The following is a 25,410-nucleotide window of genomic DNA, read 5'->3' on the forward strand; positions in this document are numbered from 1 at the left end:
TTTTCAACACAACCTTAGTGGTAATATAACGTAAAAACATACAGATATACAGAAGTTATCACAAAAATAGCATCATGATAAAAAAGGAGATAAACAACTGTTTATCAAATAGCTATACTATTTAATCAGCAAAAACAAAGCTGACAATAAAAAACAAGATCTTTATTGTCAGCCTATTGTCAGCTCCTATCATCAGCCATATTCCACTAAAAATCAAAAGATTAGCCACTACCCTGACAGATTGACAATAAAAACAACACAAATATTATAGTAGATAATATCAGATGGCGGTATTCTCATACACTTCATTATTATTAGATTGAATACCACCAATTAGAGGTTAAAATGCAAATTAACCTTCCCTATCCCCTTATTAATCTTGATAAAAAAGCGATTGAATACCAAACAGGTTAAAAATATTTCGTAATTTTGCAGATATAAAAGAATGAAGCTATGCCGGACTATGATTTAATCGCCATACTCGGACCTACAGCCTCGGGTAAAACTCCCTTTGCCGCTGCCTTGGCCTATGAACTCAACACAGAAATTATCAGTGCCGATTCCCGTCAGATATATAGAAGAATGGATCTCGGTACAGGAAAAGATTTGGCCGACTATACCGTAAACGGACGTACAATCCCCTATCATCTGATTGACATTGCAGACCCCGGATATAAATACAATGTGTTTGAATATCAACGTGATTTCTTGAATTCTTACGAAAGCATCAAACAAAAAGGCTGTCTTCCCGTTTTATGTGGAGGGACAGGTATGTATCTGGAATCCGTGTTGAAAGGATATAAACTGATGCCCGTACCGGAAAATCCGGAATTGCGTAACCGTTTGGCAAATCATTCGCTGGAAGAGTTGACGGAAATGCTAAGTCAATACAAGGCTTTGCATAACTCCACCGACGTGGATACCGTGAAACGGGCGATACGTGCGATAGAAATTGAAGAGTATTATGCAGCCCATCCGGTTCCCGAAAGGGAATTCCCGGAACTGAACAGTCTCATCATCGGAGTGGACATTGACCGGGAACTGCGCCGTGAAAAGATCACCCGCCGATTGAAACAACGATTGGATGAAGGAATGGTGGACGAGGTAAGACGATTGATCGAACTGGGAATTGCACCGGACGATCTCATCTACTATGGACTGGAATACAAATACCTGACATTATACGTCATAGGCAAACTGACTTATGAAGAAATGCTCAACGGTTTGGAGATAGCCATCCATCAGTTTGCCAAGCGACAAATGACCTGGTTCCGCGGCATGGAAAGAAGAGGATTTACGATCCATTGGATGAATGCAGAGCTGCCGATGGAAGAAAAGATAGCTTTTGTAAAAGAGAAACTGCAAGGGAATTAGTATCTTTGGCAGTTATTATAGTGCGATTTTTAATACACAATAGGATAGATAAACAAATATGAGTGTAGAACCGAAGAAATGGGGAGTGATTTACAACCCCAAAGCTGGTACCCGAAAGGTAAAGAAGCGCTGGAAAGAAATTAAGGAGTACATGGACAGTAAAGGTGTAGACTATGACTATGTACAATCCGAAGGTTTCGGTTCGGTAGAGCGTCTCGCTAAAATCTTGGCCAACAATGGTTATCGCACGATTGTCATTGTGGGAGGTGATGGGGCATTGAACGATGCCATCAATGGCATTATGCTATCCGATGCCGAAGACAAAGAGAACATCGCCCTCGGCATGATTCCGAACGGTATCGGAAATGACTTCGCCAAATATTGGGGACTTAGTACCGAATACAAGCCGGCTGTCGACTGTATCATCAATCATCGGTTGAAGAAAATAGACGTAGGCTACTGCAACTTCTACGACGGAAACGAACACCAGCGTCGCTATTTCCTCAATGCCGTTAATATCGGACTGGGAGCACGAATCGTCAAAATCACCGATCAGACCAAACGTTTCTGGGGTGTGAAGTTCCTTTCATACGTTGCCGCCCTGTTCTCCCTCATCTTCGAACGGAAACTTTACAGAATGCATCTCCGCATCAATGATGAACATATCCGCGGACGCATCATGACCGTATGTATAGGAAGTGCCTGGGGATGGGGACAAACTCCCAGTGCCGTTCCATACAACGGATGGCTGGATGTATCTGTAATCTACCGCCCGGAATTCCTGCAAATTATTTCCGGGCTATGGATGCTGATTCAGGGAAGAATCCTGAATCACAAAGTGGTGAAAAGCTACCGGACGAGAAAAGTAAAGGTACTCCGGGCACAGAATGCAGCGGTGGATTTGGACGGGCGTTTGTTGCCTAAACATTTTCCTTTAGAAGTAGGCGTGCTCCCGGAAAAGACAACGCTTATCATCCCCAACTAATCAGGATCACTCCACCCAAGGAGAGAAACATATACTCACAATCTAATTGATAATTTGTAATTGGTAAATAATAAAATGATAGAACTTAAGAACAACCCCGCCGGCAACTTTTTCCTGTTGGCCGGTCCGTGTGTGATAGAAGGTGAAGAAATGGCAATGCGCATTGCCGAACGAGTAGTAAAGATCACCGAAGCACTGCAAATACCTTATGTATTCAAAGGTTCTTACCGTAAGGCAAACCGCTCACGTCTGGATTCGTTTACCGGCATTGGCGATGAGAAAGCACTCAAAGTATTGAGAAAGGTACATGAGACTTTCGGAATCCCCACCGTAACCGATATCCATACTGCAGATGAAGCTGCAATGGCAGCCGAATACGTGGACATACTTCAAATCCCAGCTTTTCTTTGTCGCCAGACCGACTTGTTGGTTGCCGCAGCCAAAACCGGAAAAACGATTAACATCAAGAAAGGACAGTTCCTTTCACCGCAGGCAATGCAGTTTGCTGCCGACAAAGTGGTGGAAGTCGGAAACAAGAATGTGATGCTTACCGAACGTGGAACAACTTTCGGCTATCAAGATCTTGTTGTAGACTACCGTGGTATCCCCGAAATGCAGTCATTTGGCTATCCGGTGATTCTGGATGTCACTCACTCCTTGCAGCAACCCAACCAAACCAGTGGGGTAACGGGAGGAATGCCGCAGTTGATAGAGACTGTCGCCAAAGCAGGTATCGCCGTAGGTGCCGACGGAATATTCATCGAAACACATGAAAACCCTGCCGTAGCCAAAAGCGATGGTGCCAATATGTTAAAGTTAGACCTTCTGGAAGGACTGTTAACTAAGCTAGTCAGGATACGGGAAGCTATAAAATAACTCTTTTCCCTGTCTATTTGTGATTTACAACCAAGCACAACGACAAATAACACAGAAATATTTATTTAAACTAAATAGAACATGAAACATTTATTACGTGGATTATTTATTGCAGTCCTTTTTATATGCTGCAATTTCCAGCTCGTACTTGCACAACCCATGCAAGAATTACCTGTGGACAAAAATGTTCGCATCGGTAAACTAGACAACGGGCTTACTTATTACATTCGCCACAACGCCCTTCCCGAAAAACGAGTTGAATTCTACATCGCCCAGAAAGTAGGTTCCATTCTTGAGGAACCGCAACAACGTGGTCTGGCTCACTTTTTGGAGCACATGGCTTTCAACGGAACAAAGCACTTCCCAAGTGATGAAACCGGACTTGGCATCGTGCCCTGGTGTGAAACAAAAGGTATCAAATTCGGCACGAACCTGAACGCATATACCAGTGTCGACCAGACGGTGTACAATATCAGCAACGTACCGACTGAAAATATAAACGTGGTAGACTCTTGTCTGCTGATCCTTCACGACTGGTCGAGCGCTATCAACCTTGCCGACAAGGAAATTGACAAAGAGCGTGGCGTTATCCGCGAAGAATGGAGAAGCCGCAACAGTGGTATGCTTCGCATCATGACTGATGCACAGTCTACTCTGTATCCGGATTCTAAATATTCAGACTGTATGCCTATCGGAAGTATTGATGTTATCAACAACTTCCCTTATCAGGATATCCGCGATTATTATGCGAAATGGTATCGCCCGGACTTGCAAGGAATCGTTATTGTAGGTGATATCAATGTAGATGAAATTGAAGCCAAACTGAAAAAAGTATTCGCAGATGTAAAAGCTCCGGTAAACCCGGCCGAACGTATCTACTATCCAGTGGCAGATAATCAGGAACCGCTGATCTATATCGGTACAGACAAGGAAGTGAAGAATCCTTATGTGAACATCTTCTTCAAACAAGACGCTACACCGGATTCTTTGAAAAATACCATTGCTTATTATGCTACTCAGTATATGGTCAGCATGGCTATGAATATGCTGAACAATCGTTTGAACGAACTCCGCCAAACTGCTAATCCTCCTTTCACTAGTGCAAGCGCAGAATATGGAAACTATTTCCTTGCCAAGACTAAAGAAGCCCTCGCACTTGATGCAAGCAGCAAAATAGACGGTATCGATTTAGCAATGAAAACAGTTTTGGAAGAAGCTGAACGTGCACGCCGCTTCGGATTTACCGCATCAGAATATGAACGCGCACGCGCCAACTATCTGCAAGCCGTAGAATCTGCTTACAACGAACGTGAAAAGACTAAAAGTGGTTCTTACGTCAACGAATACGTTAACAATTTCCTTGAAAAAGAACCGATTCCGGGAATCGAAGTTGAATATACACTGGTAAACAAACTGGCTCCGAATATCCCTGTAGAAGCTGTCAATCAGGTGATGCAACAACTAATCACTGACAACAATCAGGTGGTTTTGCTGGCCGGTCCGGAAAAAGAAGGAGCAAAATACCCTACTAAAGAAGAAATTGCTGCTTTATTGAAACAAATGAAGTCATTCGATCTGAAACCTTATGAAGATAAAGTTTCTAACGAACCGCTAATCTCTGAAGATATTAAAGGTGGCAAGATTGTTTCTGAAAAAGCTGGTGAAATCTATGGTACGACTAAGTTGGTACTTTCCAACGGCGTAACCGTATATGTGAAGCCAACTGATTTCAAGGCTGACCAGATTGTAATGAAAGGTGTAAGCCTCGGTGGTACCAGCGTATTCCCGAACGAAGAAATTATCAATATCTCTCAATTAAACGGAGTAGCTCTGGTAGGTGGAATCGGTAATTTCAGCAAAGTGGATCTGGGTAAAGCTTTAGCCGGCAAACGTGCAAACGTAGGTGCGGGTATCGGCAACACTACGGAAACAGTTTCCGGTAGCTGTGCTCCGAAAGACTTTGAGACAATGATGCAGCTTACTTATCTGACTTTCACATCTCCGCGTAAGGATAATGAAGCATTCGAATCTTACAAGAACCGTCTGAAAGCTGAACTTCAAAATGCGGACGCTAACCCGATGACTGCTTTCAGCGACACTATTACAAGCGTACTATACGGCCACCATCCACGTGCTATCAGAATGAAAGAAAACATGGTAGACCAGATCGACTATGACCGTATTCTTGAAATGTACAAAGACCGCTACAAAGATGCAAGTGACTTCACTTTCTTCCTGGTAGGAAACGTAGACTTGGCTACAATGAAACCGTTAATCGCTAAATATCTGGGAGGTCTGCCATCTATCAACCGTAAAGAGACTTTCAAAGATAACAAGATGGATATCCGCAAGGGAGAGATCAAAAATGTATTTGCAAAGGCACAGGAAACTCCGATGGCTACCATCATGTTCCTTTATAGCGGCACTTGCAAATATGACTTGCGCAACAATGTCCTGCTCAGCTTCTTAGATCAGGCTCTGGATTTGGTTTACACTGCTGAAATCCGTGAAAAAGAAGGAGGTACATACGGTGTAAGCTGTAACGGAAGTCTTGGTAAATACCCGAAAGAGGAACTTGTTCTTCAGATTGTATTCCAAACTGACCCTGCCAAGAAAGATAAATTGTCTGCTGTTGTTGTAGAACAACTTCACAAAATGGCAAAAGAAGGTCCGTCTGCCGAACACATGCAGAAGATCAAAGAATATATGCTGAAGAAGTATAAAGACGCCCAGAAAGAAAACGGCTACTGGCTTAATAATATGGACGAATACCTCTACACGGGTGTGGATAATACAAAAGACTATGAAAAGTTGGTCAACAGCATCACAGCGAAAGAAGTGCAAGACTTCCTCGCCAAATTGCTGAAACAGAACAACGAAATTCAAGTCATCATGACCGTGCCGGAAGAAAACAAATAAAAATTCTCTAGTATATCTACTGAATGATGATATTCAACGAATTACGCAAACATGGAAGGCTTGCCGCCAAACGGCATCCGATGTATGAAAAGAACAAAGTTGCTAAAATACTCGGTTATGTCATGGGCGCATTCTGGGCCGGTTACCTGATATTCTTCGGTACGACGTTCGCGTTCGGATTTTCTGATATGGTTCCCAACCGGGAACCATATCATGTGATGAACGCAGTGGTTCTGATCTTTATCCTGGCACTAGACTTTCTGTTGCGTGTTCCGTTTCAAAAAACACCGACGCAGGAGGTAAAACCTTACCTCCTGCTGCCGGTTAAACGAGTTCGTGTCATCGACTTCTTACTAATCCGCTCGGGACTAAGCCTGTTCAACCTGTTCTGGTTGTTTCTGTTTGTCCCTTTTTCCTTCATCACTATTACCAAGTTTTTCGGTATCCCCGGTGTCATCACCTATCTTATCGGTATCTTGCTATTGATTATTGCCAATAATTACTGGTACTTGCTTTGCCGCACTCTTATCAACGAACATATTTGGTGGATTCTATTACCTATCGCTTTCTACGGTGGAATAGGCTGCCTTCTTTTCATTCCCGAAGATAGTCCTCTCTTCTATTTCTTCATGGATCTGGGAGACGGATATATACAGGGCAACATTCTCTATTTTCTCGGCACCATACTTGTGATTGCCATTTTATGGCTGATTAACCGCAAGATCATGTCCGGACTTATCTATGCAGAGCTGGCAAAAGTAGAAGATAGCCAGATTAAACATGTCTCCGAATATAAATTCTTCGAACGCTACGGGGAAGTTGGCGAATATATGAGGCTGGAACTGAAAATGCTTTTACGCAACCGCCGCTGCAAAGGTGCATTGCGCAATATCGCGATTGTAGTGGTAGCTTTCTCCGTTGCACTTAGCTTTTCCAGTGTTTACGACGGCAATTTCATGACTTCTTTCATTTGTGTATACAACTTTGCCGTATTCGGAATGATTATCCTTTCACAGATTATGTCATTCGAAGGTAATTACATTGATGGCCTGATGTCTCGTAAAGAATCAATTATGAGTCTGCTGAAAGCCAAATATTACACATACAGCATTGGCGAAATCATACCTTTCATACTCATGATTCCCGCCATCATCATGAATAAACTCACTTTACTGGGCGCCTTTGCCTGGTTTTTCTATACCATCGGCTTTATTTATTTCTGTTTTTTCCAACTGGCTGTCTACAACAAACAGACGGTACCCTTAAACGAGAAAGTGGCAAGCCGGCAAACGAATAGCGCTATACAGATGGTGGTTAATTTCGCTGCTTTCGGTGTGCCTCTCATCTTATACAGTCTATTAAATGCATTTTTAGGTGAAACAATCACTTACATAATTCTGTTAGTTGTCGGTCTCGGATTTACCCTGACTTCTCCTTTATGGATTAAAAATGTATATCATCGTTTCATGAAACGGCGATACGAAAACATGGAAGGCTTCAGAGACAGCCGCCAATAAACGCTCATGAATCATTAACCATATAAACATTGAAGATCATGATTATCATTGACAAACTTAAAAAGAATTTCGGTGAGAAGATTGCCGTAGACATAGAACACTACGAAATCAATCAAGGCGATATGCTCGGATTGGTGGGAAACAATGGTGCCGGTAAAACAACTCTCTTCCGAATCATGCTGGATCTGCTAAAAGCAGATGATGGTAAGGTGATTATTAATGATATTGATGTCAGCCAAAGCGAAGACTGGAAAAGCATTACCGGTGCTTTCATTGACGATGGTTTTCTGATTGATTATCTCACTCCGGAAGAATATTTCTATTTCATCGGAAAGATGTACGGACTAAAGAAAGAAGAAGTGGACGAACGTCTGATTCCTTTCGAACGTTTTATGAGTGGAGAAGTGATCGGGCACAAGAAGCTAATCCGCAACTACTCCGCAGGTAATAAGCAAAAGATCGGAATTATTTCTGCCATGCTTCATTACCCGCAATTACTGATACTGGACGAACCGTTCAACTTCCTCGATCCAAGTTCTCAGTCTATCATCAAACATCTGCTCAAGAAATATAATGAGGAGCATCAAGCTACAGTTATTATATCCAGTCACAACCTCAATCATACCGTAGATGTATGTCCGAGGATCGCTTTATTGGAACACGGTGTCATCATCCGGGATATTATCAACGAGGACAACTCCGCAGAGAAAGAACTGGAGGATTATTTTAATGTAGAAGAAGAGTAAACGGTAAATAGGGAATGATAAAATAATGAATGGTAAGTATTCATCCTTACCAAAATTATTGCATAAACTAATTATGATGAGATATATAACAGAAAAGTCTGATACCCATAAGTCTAGTATAAAGAAACCTGATAGAAAGAAAAGATACTTCCTGCAATTCATCCTTTTATTAGGACTGGTTGCCAGCCTTAGTTCCTGCCGCACTTCCGCGCCCCGGCTGGATTATCAAGCATTGGCGCGAGCTTCTATATTGTTGGGGGTAGATATTAATATGGAGGATAACCATAAGCTCTATCTGGAAGCAGCCGACTGGATAGGGGTTCCCTATCGTGGTGGAGGTGATTCGAAACGAGGAGCCGACTGTTCGGGATTAGTTTATCAAGTGTACCGTAAGGTATACCGCACCCAAGTGCCGCGTAACACGGAAGATCTAAAAAAAGAAAGTAATAAAGTCGCCAAACGGAATCTCCGGGAAGGAGACTTGGTATTCTTCACCAGCAGTCGTTCAAAAAATAAAGTAGCTCATGTAGGCATTTACCTCAAAAACGGTAAGTTTATTCATTCCAGCACCAGTAAAGGAGTGATCGTCAGCAACTTGAACGAGAACTATTATACCAAACACTGGATAAGCGGCGGCAGGATACGTTAATTATCAACTTCTAATGATATAAAATTATGAAATCATTCATCGGAGCAGTTCTATTTATTTGCGTGGCATTCAGCGCCAATGCACAGCTTTTATGGAAAGTGTCCGGCAACGGACTGAACCAACCTTCCTATATCATAGGCACTCACCATCTGGCACCGTTCAGCATCATGGATAGCATTGCCGGACTTAAAAAGGCTATGAATGAAACTCAACAAGTATATGGAGAGATGAAAATGTCGGAAATGCAATCGCCTGCCACCATGGAAAAGATGCAAAAGGCAATGATGATTGAAAGTGATACCACGCTGAACTCTCTCCTTTCTCCGAAAGACTTTGAGACTGTTAATAAATTCTGCAAAGAAAACCTGATGGTAGATTTAAATATGGCTCCGAAGCTAAAACCTGCCTTCTTATTAAATAATGTAGTGGTAATGGCTTACGTAAAACATATAGGGAAATTCAACCCGCAAGAGCAACTCGACACATTCTTTCAGAGCCAAGCCATCCAAAACGGAAAAAAGGTGGACGGACTGGAAACTGCAGAATTCCAATTCAACCTGCTTTTCAATGGCAGTTCACTACAACGGCAAGCACAACTATTAATGTGCACTCTTAACCATATAGAGACTGAAGTAGAAAACCTGAAGAAGCTCACAAACGCCTACATGAACCAAGATCTGAACACCATGCTTAAAATCAGCGAAGAGCGTAAAGGCGATCAATGTGACGCACTTCCCGGCGAAGAAGATGCTATGATTTACAACCGTAATAAAGCATGGGCTGAAAAACTACCGGCAATCATGAAGGCTGCCCCGACTTTTGTTGCAGTAGGCGCCCTGCACCTCCCCGGAGAAAAAGGATTATTAAACTTACTAAAAAGACAAGGATACACGGTAGAAGCTGTGAAATAAGAAAAGTATTTAGTACTTTTGCGGAAAAGTTTTCCCCAATGAACTACAAAACCTATTTATTCGATTTCGACTACACACTAGCCGATTCGTCGCGTGGTATCGTTAAGTGTTTCAGAATTGTGCTTACCCGGCATCAGTATTTAACCGTTACTGATGAAGCTATCAAGCGTACAATCGGCAAAACATTGGAAGAATCATTCAGTATCCTTACCGGAATTACCGACCCGGCACAGCTGGAGGCCTTCCGGCAGGAGTACAGACTGGAAGCTGATGTACACATGAATGTAAATACCCGTCTTTTTCCCGACACATTGTCTACGCTGAAAGAATTGAAGAAACGGGGTGCCCGCGTCGGAATTATCTCTACCAAGTATCGTTTCCGGATATTGAGTTATCTGGAAGAATATCTGCCTAAGGATTTTCTTGATATAGTAGTGGGAGGAGAAGATGTAAAAGCACCGAAACCTTCGCCGGAAGGAGTTAAATTTGCATTAGAACATCTGGGAAGTAGCCCCGAAGAGACATTGTATATTGGAGATAGCACCGTAGATGCCGAAACAGCGCAGAATGCAGGAGTCGATTTTGCAGGTGTGCTGAACGGAATGACAACGGCAGAGGAACTTCGTGTTTATCCACACAAAATCATTATGCAGAATTTAGGAGAATTAGTCCAATAGGCTACAATGAGAGCTAAAATGCTCATTTATTTGCCGTAATCATTTTATCTCCTATAAAAAATAAAAGAAATATTTGTCGGGAACGAATAAAAATAGTACTTTTGTGCCCGATTATTCCGCAACGGGTTCGATAAAGAGTTCTTTAAGTGATTAAAGACCACCCGCCGGAGCTAACTTATACATTTATATATAAGATGTACGCAATTGTAGAGATTAACGGTCAGCAATTTAAAGCAGAAGCTGGTCAAAAGTTGTTCGTTCACCACATCGAAGGTGCAGAAAACGGTTCAACAGTAGAATTTGAAAAAGTTCTTTTGGTAGACAAAGACGGAAACGTAACAGTAGGTGCTCCTACCGTAGAAGGCGCTAAAGTTGTTTGCCAGGTTGTTTCAAACTTGGTTAAAGGCGACAAAGTTCTTGTTTTCCACAAGAAAAGAAGAAAAGGACACAGAAAACTGAACGGTCACCGTCAACAGTTCACTGAATTAACAATTACAGAAGTAGTAGCTTAATCAATTAAAAAGTAAGAAGAAATGGCACATAAGAAAGGTGTCGGTAGTTCTAAGAACGGCCGCGAATCACAAAGTAAAAGATTAGGCGTTAAGATATTTGGTGGCGAAGCTTGCAAAGCAGGTAACATCATCGTTCGTCAAAGAGGTACTGAATTCCACCCGGGTGAAAACATCGGAATGGGTAAAGACCACACTCTTTTCGCTTTAGTAGATGGTACAGTTAGCTTCAAAGTTGGCAAAGAAGACAGAAGATATGTTTCTGTTGTTCCTGCTACTGAGGCATAATTGCACAACTGAAAATATTTAAGAGAAGGAGATGTAATCCAATGGATTACATCTCCTTTCTTTTTATGTCTAATTCACTTCATTGTATCAGCACCTAACTAAGATTTCCCTCATAAAATGTGTACTTGATATGCATATATGTATCAGATAATACACATATACTTGCTCGATTATTCGTTTTTTCTTTATCTTTGTAGCCTTAAATAAGAAAGTTCATAAAAAGTATAGATATGCTTACCATTAAACAAATTACAGAAAACACAGAGGCGGTACTCCGCGGACTGGAAAAGAAGCATTTCAAAAATGCAAAGGAAACGATCGACCAAGTGATCGCTCTTAACGACAAGAGACGTAGCACACAAAATGAATTAGATAAGAATCTGGCAGAGGTTAACTCGCTTTCACGCACCATCGGTCAACTGATGAAAGAAGGCAAGAAAGAGGAAGCTGAAACTGCACGTGCCCGCGTTGCCGAACTAAAAGAAGGTAACAAAGAACTAGACGCCGCTATGACACAGGCTGCAACAGATATGCAGAATGTACTTTATACCATCCCCAACATTCCTTACGACAGTGTACCCGAAGGTGTAGGCGCTGAAGATAACGTAGTGGAAAAAATGGGAGGTATGGAAACTGAACTTCCTAAAGATGCACTCCCCCACTGGGAACTGGCTAAGAAATATGATTTAATAGACTTCGACCTGGGTGTAAAAATCACAGGTGCAGGTTTCCCCGTATATAAAGGTAAAGGCGCACAACTTCAACGCGCTCTTATCAACTTCTTCCTGGACGAAGCACGCAAATCCGGATATACTGAAATCATGCCACCGACAGTAGTTAACGCTGCTTCCGGCTATGGCACAGGACAGCTTCCTGACAAAGAAGGACAAATGTATCATTGCGAAGTAGATGATTTATATCTGATCCCGACAGCAGAAGTACCTGTAACCAACATCTACCGTGATGTAATTTTGGAAGAAAAACAGTTGCCAATCATGAATTGCGCCTATACACAATGTTTCCGTCGTGAAGCTGGTTCCTATGGTAAAGATGTGCGCGGACTGAATCGTCTGCACGAATTCTCCAAAGTAGAATTGGTTCGCATTGACAAACCGGAACACTCCAAACAATCTCATCAGGAAATGCTCGACCACGTAGAAGGTCTGTTGCAAAAACTGGAACTTCCATATCGTATCCTCCGCCTCTGTGGTGGTGATATGAGTTTCACTGCTGCCCTTTGTTTCGACTTCGAAGTATATTCAGAGGCACAGAAACGCTGGTTGGAAGTAAGTTCCGTATCCAATTTCGATACCTATCAGGCCAATCGTCTGAAATGCCGTTACCGTAATGCAGAAAAGAAAACCGAACTCTGCCACACACTGAACGGTTCAGCATTAGCACTGCCACGTATCGTTGCTGCCCTACTCGAAAACAACCAGACTCCGGAAGGCATTAGAATTCCGAAAGCATTGGTTCCGTACTGCGGCTTCGACATGATAGACTAAGACTTGATCTGACAGACTAATAAAAGCACCCTTATATAAAGAGCCACTCATCAAAAGAGTGGCTTTTCTTTTATATTTCGCAAATAAGCTGTATCTTTGCCAAAATTTATATCATTCTGATAGCAGTTACGTAATAAAAACAACAAATTAATTAGATAATGAACAAAATCATTAGCAAGGAACGCTTTTCTGAGAAAGTATTCAAATTTGAAATTGAAGCTCCTTTAATTGCTAAATCTCGTAAGGCCGGACACTTCGTCATCGTACGTGTAGGCGAAAAAGGAGAACGTATGCCATTGACTATCGCAGGTTCCGACCTGAAAAAGGGCACCATTACTCTGGTAGTGCAGGAAGTCGGGCTTTCTTCTACCCGTCTCTGCGAGCTGAATGAAGGCGATTATATCACTGACGTAGTAGGCCCACTCGGACAAGCTACCCATATAGAAAAATTCGGAACAGTAATCTGCGCTGGTGGTGGTGTAGGTGTGGCTCCGATGCTTCCTATCGTACAGGCTTTGAAGGCTGCCGGTAACCGTGTTATCACTGTATTGGCTGGACGCAATAAAGATCTTATCATCTTGGAAAAAGAAATGCGTGAAAGCTCTGACGAAGTAATTATCATGACGGATGACGGTTCTTACGGCCGGAAAGGTCTGGTGACAGAAGGTGTAGAAGAAGTTATCAAACGTGAGAAAGTAGACAAATGTTTCGCTATTGGCCCTGCCATCATGATGAAATTCGTTTGCTTGCTGACTAAAAAATATGAAATTCCGACAGATGTTTCGCTAAATACGATCATGGTGGACGGAACAGGTATGTGCGGTGCTTGCCGTATCACTGTAGGAGGAAAGACTAAATTCGTTTGTGTAGATGGTCCGGAATTCGACGGTCACCAAGTGAATTTCGACGAAATGCTGAAACGTATGGGTGCGTTCAAGAATATCGAACGCGAAGAAATGCATAAGCTGGAATCGGAATGTGAAGCAACCAAAGAAATAGATGAAAAAAGTCGTAATGCTGCTTGGAGACAGGAATTACGTAAATCCATGAAGCCAAAAGAACGTACGGCTATTCCTCGTGTAGAGATGAATGAACTCGATGCTGAATACCGTTCACACAGCCGTAAAGAGGAAGTTAATCAAGGATTAACAGCGGAACAGGCTGTTACAGAAGCGAAACGCTGTCTCGACTGTGCTAATCCGGGATGTATGGAAGGTTGTCCGGTAGGCATTGATATTCCCCGCTTCATTAAGAATATCGAACGCGGCGAATTCCTCGAAGCTGCTAAAACATTGAAAGAAACAAGTGCGCTCCCTGCAGTTTGCGGTCGTGTGTGCCCACAAGAAAAACAGTGCGAATCAAAATGTATTCATCTGAAAATGAATGAAAAGCCGGTAGCTATCGGTTATTTGGAACGTTTTGCTGCTGATTATGAACGTGAAAGCGGACAAATCTCCGTACCTGTCATTGCAGAGAAAAACGGCATCAAAATAGCTGTTATCGGTTCAGGACCTGCAGGATTGGCATTTGCCGGAGATATGGCTAAATATGGATATGATGTAACTGTATTCGAAGCGTTGCATGAAATTGGCGGTGTATTGAAATACGGTATCCCCGAATTCCGTTTGCCAAACAAGATTGTAGACGTAGAAATCGACAATCTCGGTAAGATGGGCGTTAACTTCATCAAAGACTGTATTGTAGGAAAGACTATCGGTGTAGAAGACTTGAAAGCGGAAGGTTTCAAAGGAATATTCGTGGCTTCCGGTGCCGGACTGCCAAACTTTATGAATATCCCGGGAGAGAACTCTATCAATATCATGTCTTCAAATGAATACCTCACCCGTGTCAATTTGATGGATGCCGCCAGCGAAGATTCGGACACTCCGGTAGCTTTCGGTAAGAATGTGGCAGTAATCGGCGGCGGTAACACAGCTATGGACTCTGTCCGTACGGCAAAACGTCTTGGCGCTGAACGTGCTATTATTATCTATCGTCGTTCGGAAGAAGAAATGCCTGCACGTATCGAAGAAGTAAAACACGCCAAAGAAGAAGGAGTTGAATTCCTCACTCTGCATAATCCTATCGAATATATTGCTGATGAACAAGGTTGCGTAAAACAGGTTATTCTGCAAAAGATGGAATTAGGCGAACCAGATGCTTCCGGACGTCGTAGTCCTGTAGCCATCCCGGGAGCAACAGAAACAATCGATATAGACCTGGCCATTGTCAGCGTTGGGGTATCTCCCAACCCGATTGTTCCAAGCTCTATCAAAGGACTGGAATTAGGACGAAAAGGAACTATCGCAGTAAATGACAACATGGAATCTTCTATCCCAATGATTTACGCAGGTGGTGACATCGTTCGCGGTGGAGCTACCGTAATTCTGGCGATGGGTGATGGCCGTAAAGCTGCCGCTGCTATGAATGAGCAACTGAAAACAAACGCCGGCAACTAACTGCCGCTTATTAACACCCGGGCTAAACTTCCCTAACACGTGGGATAACTACATCTGACACGTGGGCGGAAGTTTATCGAGAGGTGGGCTAAAACCAACTCACACGTGGGTAGAACATCGATCACCCCCAGCATAAAAAGTAGAATAAGAAAAGCCCCGTTTACAAAATGTAAACGGGGCTTTTCTTATTTCAAATATCAAAGATACTTTCTACTTTACTACTTTGTTCGTCGCAGGATCAGGGAAAATTACAGCCGGTTTAAACGACTTGGCTTCCTCAAAATCCATCAATGCATAGGACATGATTATCACAATATCATCGGGTTGCACCTTGCGGGCAGCAGCACCATTCAGACAAATTTTGCCCGAACCGCGTTCACCTTTGATAATGTAGGTTTCAAAGCGTTCACCGTTGTTATTATCAGCGATATACACTTTCTCTCCCGGAATCATGTTTGCAGCATCCAGCAGGTCTTCATCAATCGTGATACTACCCATGTAGTTCAGATTTGCCTCCGTGACACGTGCACAATGAATTTTCGACTTCAACACTTCAATCATCATAAGGTTTCGTCTTTTTAGTTATTCTTTATATTTAATGTTATCGATCAGCCGGACCTCTCCACAGAACACTGTGATGCATCCTACTGCATAGGAAGTATCTTCCCAATTGCTAATTTTCTGCAATGTGTTTCCGTCTACGATCTCAAAATACTCCATACGCAAACCCGGAGCGGCTTCAATCGCATCTTCAACCATCTTTTGCGTCTCGCTCACTGTATGAGTGGCTGCAAAGTTACGACTTTTAAATAAGGTGCGAGAAATATTTAAAGCATTTTCACGTTCTTCTGCAGATAAACGTTTGTTCCGGCTACTCAATGCCAGTCCGTCTTCCTCACGTACAATTGAACAACCTACAATTTCAAGGTTATATTTCAATTGTCGAACCATCTCACGAATAATCGCTAACTGCTGGAAGTCTTTCTCTCCGAAATATGCACGATCCGGCTGTACAGCATCAAATAGCTTGCTGACAATTTGGCAAACACCGTTAAAATGTCCCGGACGGAAAGCTCCTTCCATCACCGTATCCAATGGTGCATAGCTAAATTGACGGGTATCCGGTTCCGGATACATTTCGCTAACTGAAGGAGAAAAAGCGAAATCCGCCCCGCATTCTTCCAACAAACGGCAATCTGCATCCAATGTACGCGGATATTTCTCCAAGTCATTTTTATCGTTAAACTGTGTGGGATTCACAAAAACACTCACAACAGTTACACCATTCTCACTTACGCTGCGCTTTACCAGAGATGCATGTCCCGCATGTAAAGCACCCATTGTAGGAACCAGTCCCACCTTTTTACCTTGGGCTCTTAGGGCAGTCAATTCTGCCTGTAAGTCCTTGATAGTGTGCACTACTTTCATTTTCGTCAATTGGTTTATGTTTTACTCGTTTGCAAAAACTCTGCAAAATAAACTAATATTTGCCACATAAAGAAAGAATATCTTATTTAATGTGTCTTTTTTTTCGTATCTTTGCAGAATATTATAGTGAACTATTGTTATTATGACAAAGGCGAATAAAGTTTTATTTATTACTCAAGAGATTACACCTTACGTTTCAGAATCCGAAATGGCCAATATAGGTAGAAACCTTCCACAGGCAATACAAGAAAAAGGCCGTGAAATCAGAACCTTTATGCCCAAATGGGGAAATATCAATGAGCGCAGAAATCAACTGCACGAAGTGATCCGCCTCTCTGGTATGAACCTGATTATCGACGATACTGACCACCCCTTGATTATAAAAGTTGCTTCTATCCAATCCGCACGCATGCAGGTATATTTCATCGATAACGACGATTATTTCCAGAATCGTATGCAGACAACGGATGAAAATGGTATAGAATATGATGATAACGATAGCCGTGCCGTTTTCTATGCACGCGGTGTATTGGAAACAGTGAAAAAGCTTCGCTGGTGTCCTGATGTCATTCACTGTCATGGCTGGATGACAGCTTTAGCTCCTCTTTATATTAAGAAAGCCTATAAAGACGAACCTTCTTTCCGCGACGCTAAAGTGGTATTCTCTGTTTATGAAGATGATTTCAAGAGTACACTTAGCGACGATTTCGCAACAAAACTGATGCTGAAAGGTATTACTAAGAAAGATTTAGGTGATTTGAAGGAACCGGTAGACTACGCCGCTCTTTGCAAACTCGCTGTTGACTATTCGGACGGAGTAATACAAAACAGTGAAAAGGTAGACGAGTCTATTATTGAATATGCCCGCCAATCTGGCAAATTGGTACTTGACTACCAGAACCCGGAAAACTATGCAGATGCCTGCAACGAGTTCTACGATCAAGTATGGGAAGCCACTGCAAACGAAGAAGAATAAAAAATCAAGATACGACGATCATGAAAGCAAAATACGCCTTAATAGCTTTACTGGCAATCACCTTTTGGGGTTGTGATGACAACACTGCCGGACTGGGATTGGGAATGTTTCCGGGAAGCGACCAAAATATCAATGGAAAGCTATCTACATTTGATGTAACTACCGAATCCGTTCATGCCGGTGAGATTTATGCAATGACTAATGTGGGGTATGTAGGTAAGTTCACTGATGAAATATTTGGAACTTATCAGGCAGGCTTCTTGGCAGAACTCAACTGTCCGTCAGGAATGACATTCCCTGGAGTATATGATGGTACTGCTTTGGACGAAAAGAAGAAAGCTACCCGCGTAATGGTAGGGGATGATAATGAAGATAATAAAGATGTCACATTCATACGTGATGACAACAATAAAATCATTGGTAACATCCACACTATCGAACTTTATTTATGGTATAGCAGTTACTTTGGAGATTCATTAACAGCTTGTCGTTTGAGTGTCTATGAATTGAGCGAGAACTTAGATACTGAACATGCCTACTATACAAATATTAATCCGGAAAACTACTACGATCACGCAGATCCTAATAGCTTATTAGGCACGAAAGCTTATACAGCAGTCGATCTTTCAGTAAAAGACTCTATTCGTAATCTTAGTACATATGTCCCTAGTGTTCATGTTTCTTTCAGAGACGAAGCTGCCAAGGAAATTGGTAAAGAGATTATAAAAAAAGCCAATGAGTTAGGTGTCAATCTTGACAATAAAGAGTTTAGGAAGATTTTTAAGGGAATTTATGTGAAGAGTGATTATGGTGATGGTACGGTACTTTATATAAATCAAGCTCAGATGAACGTAGTATATAAATGCTATGCTGTTGATACAATTACTGGTGTTAAATTGCAAAAGAAAGTAGCTGAAAATGGAGTATATAAAGACTCTACTTACTATGGATATCGTACGTTCGCTACCACTCGTGAAGTTATTCAAGCAAACCAGTTAGAGAATGATAAAGCAGCCATTCAAAATTGCATCAATAAATCTGAATGGACTTACTTAAAAAGTCCAGCTGGAATCTTTACTCAGTTAACTCTCCCTGTTAGTCAAATAGCAGAAAAGCTTCAAGGAGACACTTTGAATGCGGTAAAATTAGGAATTCCTATCTATAATGAAACCAGTGATAAGAAGTTTGGCATGTCTACTCCTAATAACGTTTTATTAATACGTAAAAAGTATAAAGATAGTTTCTTCAAAGGTAATCAACTTAGCGATGGTATAACTTCATCTCTATTTACTTCTACTACAACTAGCTTTACCCAATATACATTCAACAATATCACTCAAATGATAAATAATTGTTTAGGAGATGGAGAAAGAGAAGAAGCAGAAAAGAAACTCAAGAATGGTACGATAACTCTCCAAATAACTAACTCCGAAGGCAAAACAGAATCTAAAGAGGTTCATAATATTGAAGAATGGGAAAAATATAGTGATTGGAACAAATTCATACTTATTCCAGTACTTGTAACCACAGATTCTTCTTCAAGTAATAGCTATTATGGTTCTTCGAGCAATGTTATTAGCATACAACATGACCTGAAACCTGGTTATGCACGTTTAAAAGGAGGTAGCAAAGGAAGTATACAAGATGCTCAAGGCAACCCTTCATATCCAGAGTATTTACTCAAACTTGAAGTTGTCTCTACAAACTTCGGAACAAAATCGAAATAAAAGACAAGTAAGATAATCTATAAAATAATAGCACAGGTTACATTAGAGTAATCTGTGCTATTGTTTTATAGATATATATTCAGATGAAAACTGCCAAGGTAAATTTCACTCTTTGTATTATACAAAAAAAGACATTCATTGAAATCCCTTAAAATCTCTATCATAAAAAACCGTGAGTGCCTTTTATCTCACCCACGGTTCCATATATAACAATCTTATACTCCTTATTTAGCAGCAACCTTTTTAGCTTTACCTGTAGTCTTCTTCGGTTCCGCAGCTGCTTTCTTAACTTCAGCTTTCTTTGCAGCAGGTTTTGATTTAGCAACAGCTTTTTCTTTTATTACCGGTTCTTTAGCATCAGCAGCCTTTTTGACTGTCGTTTTCTTTGCCGCTTCTGCTTTTGCCTGCCATTTAGCCACTTCTTTTTCTAACTCGGTAATCTCATCCCCCTGGTTCTTAATTGTAGTCAACAAAGAATTTAATTCTTCGCTGTCTACATCAGCAGGATATAGTGCATCTACCCGTTTGATAAAGTCACCTAGAATATTCATATAGTTGGTGAAAGCATCATAAGGAGAATCATAGATTCCGCGATTCAACCACATACCATTATTCTTCGTCGTCATGAAACGGAAGTTATTGCTAGCTTGCAAATAATCCCAATCCTGCTTGATACGGCGGTCGTCACACAAATGAACACGTTCAGCTACACTATACAATTTATTGAAAGCCTCGCGTTGCATAACATTACCCAGCCAACAACTAGTATCTCTTTCCTCATCAACCCATGACATCGGATATGCGACATCAAGCTGTGACACCGATTTCAGTTTCGTTACAATTTCTGTCGGTGTAGAGAAAGTGATTCCCTTAGCCTTTGCACATTCCGGCAACGCTTTCAAGAATTCAAGAATATTAGAAGACAATGGTTGAGCCATACCAAGCGAGCTCAATTCCATGAAGATATTAATCACTTGTTCCTCTTGCGGCAATACATCAATCCAATTAATATATTTATCGGCAAACAAAGGATATTCAGCCCAATCCGAATTGGAGAAGCGCAAGCTGATGTCGTCAGAAAGTTTGAAATCCCTCAACAAAAGCTTAAGACTGGGAGCTTGATTACAGTGATAAACATAATGCGGACTCTTCCATCCCAAGATATGTTTAGCCCCTTCCGTCAACATCCCCTTGAAGCCCATAGAAGCTACCAAGCCACCAATTTCATCAGAATAAATCAGACTAGAGTTGCGGAATACTTTCGGTTCTTTACCAAACATCTGTTTCATCTTATCACGTTGACGAAGCACTTCTTCGCGGAAGCAATCCTCGTTGGCAAGTGAAGACAAACCATGTGAATAAGGTTCACACAAAAACTCACAACATCCTGTTTCATTCAACTGGTGCAATAAATCAATGACTGCCGGAGCATGAATTTCCAATTGTTCCAAAGCTACCCCCGAGATAGAAAGCGCTACTTTAAAAGCACCACCCGAGTTTTTCACCATCTCAATTAAAGCATTGAGAGCAGGAATATACGAACGTTCAGCAACCTCATTCATACCCGTTTCATTCGCATAGTCATCGTAATAATAATGGTCATTACCAATATCGAAGAAACGATAACGTTTCAAATGGATAATTTGATGTATTTCAAAATAAAGACAGATAGTTCTCATTTTTATTTATTGTTTTGTTATTTACCATAGTTTCTTAACACAGCCTCATAGAGAGCACGGATTCTCAAGCCGACTTTCTCCCAAGTAATCCCATCTACTTCCTTCTTTCCCTCTTCCTTGAGGTATTCGAAAAGAGACGGATTAGTACAAAGAGAATGGATAGCGTCAGCCATTGCATGAATATCCCAGTAGTCAGTTTTTATCACCTTATCAAGAATCTCGCCACACCCCGACTGCTTAGAAATAATGGAAGGTGTTCCACACTGCATAGCCTCCAATGGAGCAATACCGAAAGGTTCAGAGACAGATGGCATGACAAATACATCACTGTTCTTATAAACCTCATATACCTGCTTACCTTTCATAAAACCCGGGAAATGGAACCGGTCAGCAATACCGCGTTCAGCCACCAGGTTAATCATGGCATTCAACATATCGCCCGAGCCAGCCATGACGAAACGAATATTACGAGTACGACGCAACACAAGTGCAGCAGCTTCTACAAAATATTCCGGTCCTTTCTGCATCGTAATACGTCCGAGGAAAGTGACCACCTTTTCTTTTGAATGATCGGGACGTGGAATGTCCAACAGCTCCTGCGACAATGGATAAACAGCATTATGCATCGCAAATACTTTTCTGGGGTCCTGATGATACTCGTTAATAACAGTGCGGCGAGTCAACTCGGATACGCACATGATACAATCAGCATGATCCATACCATTCTTCTCAATCGAATAAACAGTAGGATTGACTTTGCCACGAGAACGGTCAAAATCAGTAGCATGCACATGGATACAAAGCGGCTTTCCACTTACCATCTTGGCATGTACGCCGGCAGGGTAAGTCAGCCAGTCATGAGCATGAATAATATCAAACTCCTGCTGACGAGCCACTACTCCGGCAATGATCGAGAAATTGTTAATTTCTTCGTGTAAGTTCCCGGGATAACCACCTGCAAACTCCATACATCCCAAATCATTCACATGCATATAAGAAAAATCGGCATAGATGTGATCACGGAAAGAATAATACTCCTCTGGTGTCATTTCCAACAAGCGGGACTTCAAGTAGTCGTAGTTGACATCACGCCACACGATGGGTACTTGATTCATACCGATTATTTTCAAGAACTTTTCTTCTTCACCGCTCGGTTTAGGCATACAGAAAATCGTCTCCATATCACCTTGCAGACTCAATCCTTTAGTTATTCCATAAGAAGCAACCGCAAGACCACCATATATTTTGGGAGGGAATTCCCATCCAAACATTAAAACTTTCATCTTCGTTCCTCCTTTTTTAATAATACTTAGACAATAGCTTTAAGACACGCAGTATTTCTGCTACATTCATCGCAAACGATACTGCGCCGCGTCCTTTGAAAGGCGGGTTCCCATCGAATAGCTCGGGAATGGAACCAACACAGTGGCTTGTCATTTCGTCATCATAACTAATCAGTTGGCGTTCAACGAATGACAATCCGCTCATCTTATAAATTCGAAGATAAGCTTCCAGATAGAATCCCATCAACCAAGGCCAGGCCGTTCCCTGATGATAAGCATAATCGCGTTGTATCTGCGGACCTACATAGTTCGGATTATATCCGCCACTCTTCGGACTCAACGAACGAATTCCTTTCGGAGTGAGCAGCTCTTTGGTCACAATATCAAGCACCTGTTTCTTTTGTGCACGATCCAAAGGAGAATAATCAAACGCTACGGTAAATATCATGTTAGGACGTACACTCCAATCCATCATATTACCGTCTACATAATCAAGCAGATAACCATATTCGTTACGGAATACCTCGACAAAAGACTTTCCGGTTACTTCTGCCTGCGCATCGAGTTCATCCGCCAAGTATACGTCTCCTCCTTCGCGCACCAAATCAGCTATAAAACGCAACGCATTATACCACAACGCATTAAATTCAACAATATACCCCGTACGAGGAATCACCGGATGTCCGTTCACTGTAGAATTCATCCATGTAATCGCCTTATCCGTACCGTTGGCAAAAAGTAATCCATTATCATGCAAGAAAAGATTCTCATGTTTCCGCTGACGAATAAACTCCATTATATCTTTCAGGAGTTCTCCGTATTTCTGACGACATTGCTCACGGGAAGTTTCTTTTGCATATTGCTGCAAAGCCCAGACAGCCCAAAGCAAAACGTCAGGATGCTCCATTTCATAAATCTTGTAGCCTACTGGTTCTTCATTTATAAAATTGCGAATCGCCTTTTCCGCCGTTTTCATCACATCCTCAAACTGGTCGACCTCATCGAGTGCAAGCGTCAGTCCCGGCAGGGCAATGAACATATCACGTGCACGACATTTAAACCACGGATAACCGGCAAGAATATAATGTTCGTCTTCCTGCTGGTTATGGAACTGATGAGCGGAATTCTTCAGACAATGGTAAAAGCTATCACGAGGGGTACGATCAAGCACTTCAGCCTCAAATGTTTGTTTCAATCTACGGGGAGTCACTTCTGAAGTTCCGGCAGAGAATACGATGCTCTCCCCTTTCTTTATATCCACCTCAAAATAACCGGGAACATAAAGGTCTTCATTGAAGTCATACCCACGCTCTTGTTCTTTCGGGTATTCAATCCCCCGATACCAGTCAGGCATGAAATGAAACTCACACTTTTTATTCAACTGCATATATAGTTCCGGATATCCGGGATACATACAGGTTTTAATACCATTTTCCACAAGTTGATACTCGCGGCTTGCCTGCGCATTTTCATGTGTGTACTCACGTACACTCCTGAAAGCGAGGAACGGGCGGAAGCGCAAAGTCGTAGCCGAATGCGCATCCAGCAAAGTATAACGAATCAGGATTCTATTTTCATGATGTACAAAGATTTTTTCTTTGCGGAGGATAACACCTCCGACACGGTAAGTTGTTGCCGGGATATGCTCACAATCAAACTCGCGGATATACTTGTGTCCGTTAGGACTAAAGTTGTTTCCCTGATATTTGTGCAATCCCAAGTTAAACTCCGCACCGTGTTGAATTACCGTTTCATCAAGAGAAGATAGCAGCACATGATTTTCATCGTCGATATTGGGAACTGGAATTACCAACAGGCCGTGATATTTGCGTGTGTTACAATCAACAATCGTCGTACAATGATAAGCTCCTGCTTTGTTCGTCCGGAGGATTTCTCTTTGAAGAGACTCTTCCAGATTCGTCATGAGGGTCTTGTCAAATCGTAAATAACTCATAGTTGTGCATTATTAAAGGTTAATTATTGGTCATTATATCGTATATCTATTTATTGTTACATACCGCATATATTGGTTGTAGCATCATATACAACGGGTATAACGCCCAAATGTACAAATTATAGATAAAAACAAAAATAAAAAGGCTTTTTATTTTCAGATTTTGTGCAAATATTCGTAGTATTGCGTAAAATATCTAAAGAAAAGAATGTCATGAAGCAAGATATTCAGCGTATCATGCTGGCTGCAGCAAAGCCTTTGTTTCTTATTTTTATTCTCTATATACTCAAGATTATGGAAGTCGGAATGGACTGGAACTTCTCTCGCTTGGGGGTATATCCTATGGAGAAACGGGGGCTGGTAGGTATTTTAACTCACCCATTGATACACAGCGGATTTAGTCATTTACTGGCAAATACAATTCCTTTATTTTTCTTGTCATGGTGTCTTTTTTACTTTTACCGGGGGATAGCAGGTAAGATTTTTATCCTAATCTGGATCGGAGGCGGACTACTTACTTTCCTGATTGGAAAACCGGGATGGCACATTGGCGCCAGCGGATTAATTTACGGACTTACCTTCTTTCTCTTTTTCAGTGGTATTCTCCGCAAATATGTTCCACTCATTGCCATCTCTCTACTCGTTACCTTTTTATATGGAGGGATTATATGGCATATGTTTCCTTATTTCTCCCCCACCAATATGTCGTGGGAAGGACATCTTAGCGGAGGAATTATGGGAACACTCTGTGCTTTCGTTTTCGTAAATCACGGACCGCAACGCCCGGAACCTTTTGCGGACGAAATGGAAGAGGAAGAAAATACAGAAGAAGAAACAACAGCAGCAGAAGAAGAAGAAACGTTATAAATGCCAACTCGTGCCACCACATTGGCACACTTGTGACATCAAAGTGGCACGATTGCGACAAAGACATGTCACAGTTGTGCC

General features: G+C 41.8%; 21 protein-coding genes. 16 read left to right on the plus strand and 5 right to left on the minus strand.

Features of this window, described 5'->3' with window-relative positions:
• Nucleotides 1-453 precede the first annotated feature (453 nt).
• The 13 genes from miaA to KSX81_RS04115 all read left to right on the plus strand — a co-directional run bounded on the left by miaA (nucleotide 454) and on the right by KSX81_RS04115 (nucleotide 15,415).
• Nucleotides 454-1,374 (plus strand): tRNA (adenosine(37)-N6)-dimethylallyltransferase MiaA, encoded by a 921-nt coding sequence (miaA, locus tag KSX81_RS04055; RefSeq protein ID WP_004301803.1) that lies wholly within the window; start codon nucleotides 454-456, stop codon nucleotides 1,372-1,374.
• 58 nt (nucleotides 1,375-1,432) lie between these two features.
• A complete protein-coding gene (locus tag KSX81_RS04060) occupies nucleotides 1,433-2,359 on the plus strand; it encodes a diacylglycerol/lipid kinase family protein (RefSeq protein WP_004301802.1) in 927 nt (308 codons plus the stop codon).
• A gap of 75 nt (nucleotides 2,360-2,434) precedes the next feature.
• Nucleotides 2,435-3,235: a 3-deoxy-8-phosphooctulonate synthase gene (kdsA, locus tag KSX81_RS04065; protein WP_004301801.1), complete on the plus strand. Its 801-nt coding sequence runs from the start codon at nucleotides 2,435-2,437 to the stop codon at nucleotides 3,233-3,235.
• Between the two features lie 81 nt (nucleotides 3,236-3,316).
• Nucleotides 3,317-6,154, plus strand: a complete 2,838-nt coding sequence (locus KSX81_RS04070; RefSeq protein WP_217725752.1) for a M16 family metallopeptidase — start codon at nucleotides 3,317-3,319, stop codon at nucleotides 6,152-6,154.
• A 23-nt stretch (nucleotides 6,155-6,177) separates the two neighbouring features.
• The gene (locus KSX81_RS04075) at nucleotides 6,178-7,671 is read left to right on the plus strand and encodes a DUF5687 family protein (RefSeq protein WP_004301799.1); all 1,494 of its coding nucleotides are present in this window, start codon (nucleotides 6,178-6,180) and stop codon (nucleotides 7,669-7,671) included.
• 38 nt (nucleotides 7,672-7,709) lie between these two features.
• The gene (locus KSX81_RS04080; protein ID WP_004301798.1) at nucleotides 7,710-8,417 is read left to right on the plus strand and encodes an ABC transporter ATP-binding protein; all 708 of its coding nucleotides are present in this window, start codon (nucleotides 7,710-7,712) and stop codon (nucleotides 8,415-8,417) included.
• Between the two features lie 25 nt (nucleotides 8,418-8,442).
• Entirely contained in the window at nucleotides 8,443-9,066 is a 624-nt protein-coding gene (locus tag KSX81_RS04085) for a C40 family peptidase (RefSeq protein ID WP_004301797.1), read from the plus strand.
• A gap of 26 nt (nucleotides 9,067-9,092) precedes the next feature.
• On the plus strand, nucleotides 9,093-9,977 hold the full coding sequence (locus KSX81_RS04090) for a TraB/GumN family protein (RefSeq protein ID WP_004301796.1): 885 nt from the start codon (nucleotides 9,093-9,095) through the stop codon (nucleotides 9,975-9,977).
• A 38-nt stretch (nucleotides 9,978-10,015) separates the two neighbouring features.
• Nucleotides 10,016-10,654: an HAD-IA family hydrolase gene (locus KSX81_RS04095; RefSeq protein ID WP_004301795.1), complete on the plus strand. Its 639-nt coding sequence runs from the start codon at nucleotides 10,016-10,018 to the stop codon at nucleotides 10,652-10,654.
• A 194-nt stretch (nucleotides 10,655-10,848) separates the two neighbouring features.
• Nucleotides 10,849-11,166, plus strand: a complete 318-nt coding sequence (gene rplU, locus KSX81_RS04100; RefSeq protein WP_004316691.1) for a 50S ribosomal protein L21 — start codon at nucleotides 10,849-10,851, stop codon at nucleotides 11,164-11,166.
• 21 nt (nucleotides 11,167-11,187) lie between these two features.
• The gene (gene rpmA / locus KSX81_RS04105; RefSeq protein ID WP_004301792.1) at nucleotides 11,188-11,451 is read left to right on the plus strand and encodes a 50S ribosomal protein L27; all 264 of its coding nucleotides are present in this window, start codon (nucleotides 11,188-11,190) and stop codon (nucleotides 11,449-11,451) included.
• A 230-nt stretch (nucleotides 11,452-11,681) separates the two neighbouring features.
• Nucleotides 11,682-12,956, plus strand: a complete 1,275-nt coding sequence (gene serS / locus KSX81_RS04110; RefSeq protein WP_004301791.1) for a serine--tRNA ligase — start codon at nucleotides 11,682-11,684, stop codon at nucleotides 12,954-12,956.
• A 158-nt stretch (nucleotides 12,957-13,114) separates the two neighbouring features.
• On the plus strand, nucleotides 13,115-15,415 hold the full coding sequence (locus KSX81_RS04115; protein ID WP_004301790.1) for a bifunctional dihydroorotate dehydrogenase B NAD binding subunit/NADPH-dependent glutamate synthase: 2,301 nt from the start codon (nucleotides 13,115-13,117) through the stop codon (nucleotides 15,413-15,415).
• 210 nt (nucleotides 15,416-15,625) lie between these two features.
• On the opposite strand, the gene panD is transcribed toward KSX81_RS04115, so the two are convergent.
• A complete protein-coding gene (gene panD, locus KSX81_RS04120) occupies nucleotides 15,626-15,979 on the minus strand; it encodes an aspartate 1-decarboxylase (protein ID WP_004301789.1) in 354 nt (117 codons plus the stop codon).
• Between the two features lie 18 nt (nucleotides 15,980-15,997).
• Nucleotides 15,998-16,843 (minus strand): pantoate--beta-alanine ligase, encoded by an 846-nt coding sequence (gene panC, locus KSX81_RS04125; protein ID WP_004301788.1) that lies wholly within the window; start codon nucleotides 16,841-16,843, stop codon nucleotides 15,998-16,000.
• 142 nt (nucleotides 16,844-16,985) lie between these two features.
• On the opposite strand from panC, the gene KSX81_RS04130 reads away from it, so the two are divergent.
• Nucleotides 16,986-17,819, plus strand: a complete 834-nt coding sequence (locus tag KSX81_RS04130) for a glycogen/starch synthase (RefSeq protein WP_004301787.1) — start codon at nucleotides 16,986-16,988, stop codon at nucleotides 17,817-17,819.
• A gap of 20 nt (nucleotides 17,820-17,839) precedes the next feature.
• Entirely contained in the window at nucleotides 17,840-19,546 is a 1,707-nt protein-coding gene (locus KSX81_RS04135) for a DUF4270 domain-containing protein (protein ID WP_004301786.1), read from the plus strand.
• Nucleotides 19,547-19,770: 224 nt separating this feature from the next.
• On the opposite strand, the gene KSX81_RS04140 is transcribed toward KSX81_RS04135, so the two are convergent.
• The 3 genes from KSX81_RS04140 to KSX81_RS04150 are packed head-to-tail and all read right to left on the minus strand — an operon-like array spanning nucleotide 19,771 to nucleotide 24,462.
• The gene (locus KSX81_RS04140; protein ID WP_004301785.1) at nucleotides 19,771-21,225 is read right to left on the minus strand and encodes a glycoside hydrolase family 57 protein; all 1,455 of its coding nucleotides are present in this window, start codon (nucleotides 21,223-21,225) and stop codon (nucleotides 19,771-19,773) included.
• 17 nt (nucleotides 21,226-21,242) lie between these two features.
• Nucleotides 21,243-22,508 (minus strand): glycosyltransferase family 4 protein, encoded by a 1,266-nt coding sequence (locus KSX81_RS04145; RefSeq protein WP_004301784.1) that lies wholly within the window; start codon nucleotides 22,506-22,508, stop codon nucleotides 21,243-21,245.
• A 16-nt stretch (nucleotides 22,509-22,524) separates the two neighbouring features.
• Nucleotides 22,525-24,462 carry a glycogen debranching enzyme N-terminal domain-containing protein gene (locus KSX81_RS04150; protein ID WP_004301783.1) on the minus strand — a complete coding sequence of 646 codons (1,938 nt, stop codon included), beginning with the start codon at nucleotides 24,460-24,462 and terminating at the stop codon, nucleotides 22,525-22,527.
• A 213-nt stretch (nucleotides 24,463-24,675) separates the two neighbouring features.
• Here KSX81_RS04150 and KSX81_RS04155 point away from each other — a divergent pair, with 213 nt between their 5' ends.
• Nucleotides 24,676-25,329, plus strand: a complete 654-nt coding sequence (locus tag KSX81_RS04155; RefSeq protein ID WP_004320884.1) for a rhomboid family intramembrane serine protease — start codon at nucleotides 24,676-24,678, stop codon at nucleotides 25,327-25,329.
• Nucleotides 25,330-25,410: the final 81 nt, after the last annotated feature.

The sequence above is a fragment of the Bacteroides sp. MSK.18.37 genome (genome assembly GCF_019129155.2).
Lineage (GTDB): Bacteria > Bacteroidota > Bacteroidia > Bacteroidales > Bacteroidaceae > Bacteroides > Bacteroides ovatus.

Coding starts and splice junctions, on each gene's coding strand:
- miaA (WP_004301803.1), top strand. CDS start 454: ATGCCGGACTATGATTTAATCGCCATACTCGGACCTACAGCCTCGGGT.
- KSX81_RS04060 (WP_004301802.1), top strand. CDS start 1,433: ATGAGTGTAGAACCGAAGAAATGGGGAGTGATTTACAACCCCAAAGCT.
- kdsA (WP_004301801.1), top strand. CDS start 2,435: ATGATAGAACTTAAGAACAACCCCGCCGGCAACTTTTTCCTGTTGGCC.
- KSX81_RS04070 (WP_217725752.1), top strand. CDS start 3,317: ATGAAACATTTATTACGTGGATTATTTATTGCAGTCCTTTTTATATGC.
- KSX81_RS04075 (WP_004301799.1), top strand. CDS start 6,178: ATGATGATATTCAACGAATTACGCAAACATGGAAGGCTTGCCGCCAAA.
- KSX81_RS04080 (WP_004301798.1), top strand. CDS start 7,710: ATGATTATCATTGACAAACTTAAAAAGAATTTCGGTGAGAAGATTGCC.
- KSX81_RS04085 (WP_004301797.1), top strand. CDS start 8,443: ATGAATGGTAAGTATTCATCCTTACCAAAATTATTGCATAAACTAATT.
- KSX81_RS04090 (WP_004301796.1), top strand. CDS start 9,093: ATGAAATCATTCATCGGAGCAGTTCTATTTATTTGCGTGGCATTCAGC.
- KSX81_RS04095 (WP_004301795.1), top strand. CDS start 10,016: ATGAACTACAAAACCTATTTATTCGATTTCGACTACACACTAGCCGAT.
- rplU (WP_004316691.1), top strand. CDS start 10,849: ATGTACGCAATTGTAGAGATTAACGGTCAGCAATTTAAAGCAGAAGCT.
- rpmA (WP_004301792.1), top strand. CDS start 11,188: ATGGCACATAAGAAAGGTGTCGGTAGTTCTAAGAACGGCCGCGAATCA.
- serS (WP_004301791.1), top strand. CDS start 11,682: ATGCTTACCATTAAACAAATTACAGAAAACACAGAGGCGGTACTCCGC.
- KSX81_RS04115 (WP_004301790.1), top strand. CDS start 13,115: ATGAACAAAATCATTAGCAAGGAACGCTTTTCTGAGAAAGTATTCAAA.
- panD (WP_004301789.1), bottom strand. CDS start 15,979: ATGATGATTGAAGTGTTGAAGTCGAAAATTCATTGTGCACGTGTCACG.
- panC (WP_004301788.1), bottom strand. CDS start 16,843: ATGAAAGTAGTGCACACTATCAAGGACTTACAGGCAGAATTGACTGCC.
- KSX81_RS04130 (WP_004301787.1), top strand. CDS start 16,986: ATGACAAAGGCGAATAAAGTTTTATTTATTACTCAAGAGATTACACCT.
- KSX81_RS04135 (WP_004301786.1), top strand. CDS start 17,840: ATGAAAGCAAAATACGCCTTAATAGCTTTACTGGCAATCACCTTTTGG.
- KSX81_RS04140 (WP_004301785.1), bottom strand. CDS start 21,225: ATGAGAACTATCTGTCTTTATTTTGAAATACATCAAATTATCCATTTG.
- KSX81_RS04145 (WP_004301784.1), bottom strand. CDS start 22,508: ATGAAAGTTTTAATGTTTGGATGGGAATTCCCTCCCAAAATATATGGT.
- KSX81_RS04150 (WP_004301783.1), bottom strand. CDS start 24,462: ATGAGTTATTTACGATTTGACAAGACCCTCATGACGAATCTGGAAGAG.
- KSX81_RS04155 (WP_004320884.1), top strand. CDS start 24,676: ATGAAGCAAGATATTCAGCGTATCATGCTGGCTGCAGCAAAGCCTTTG.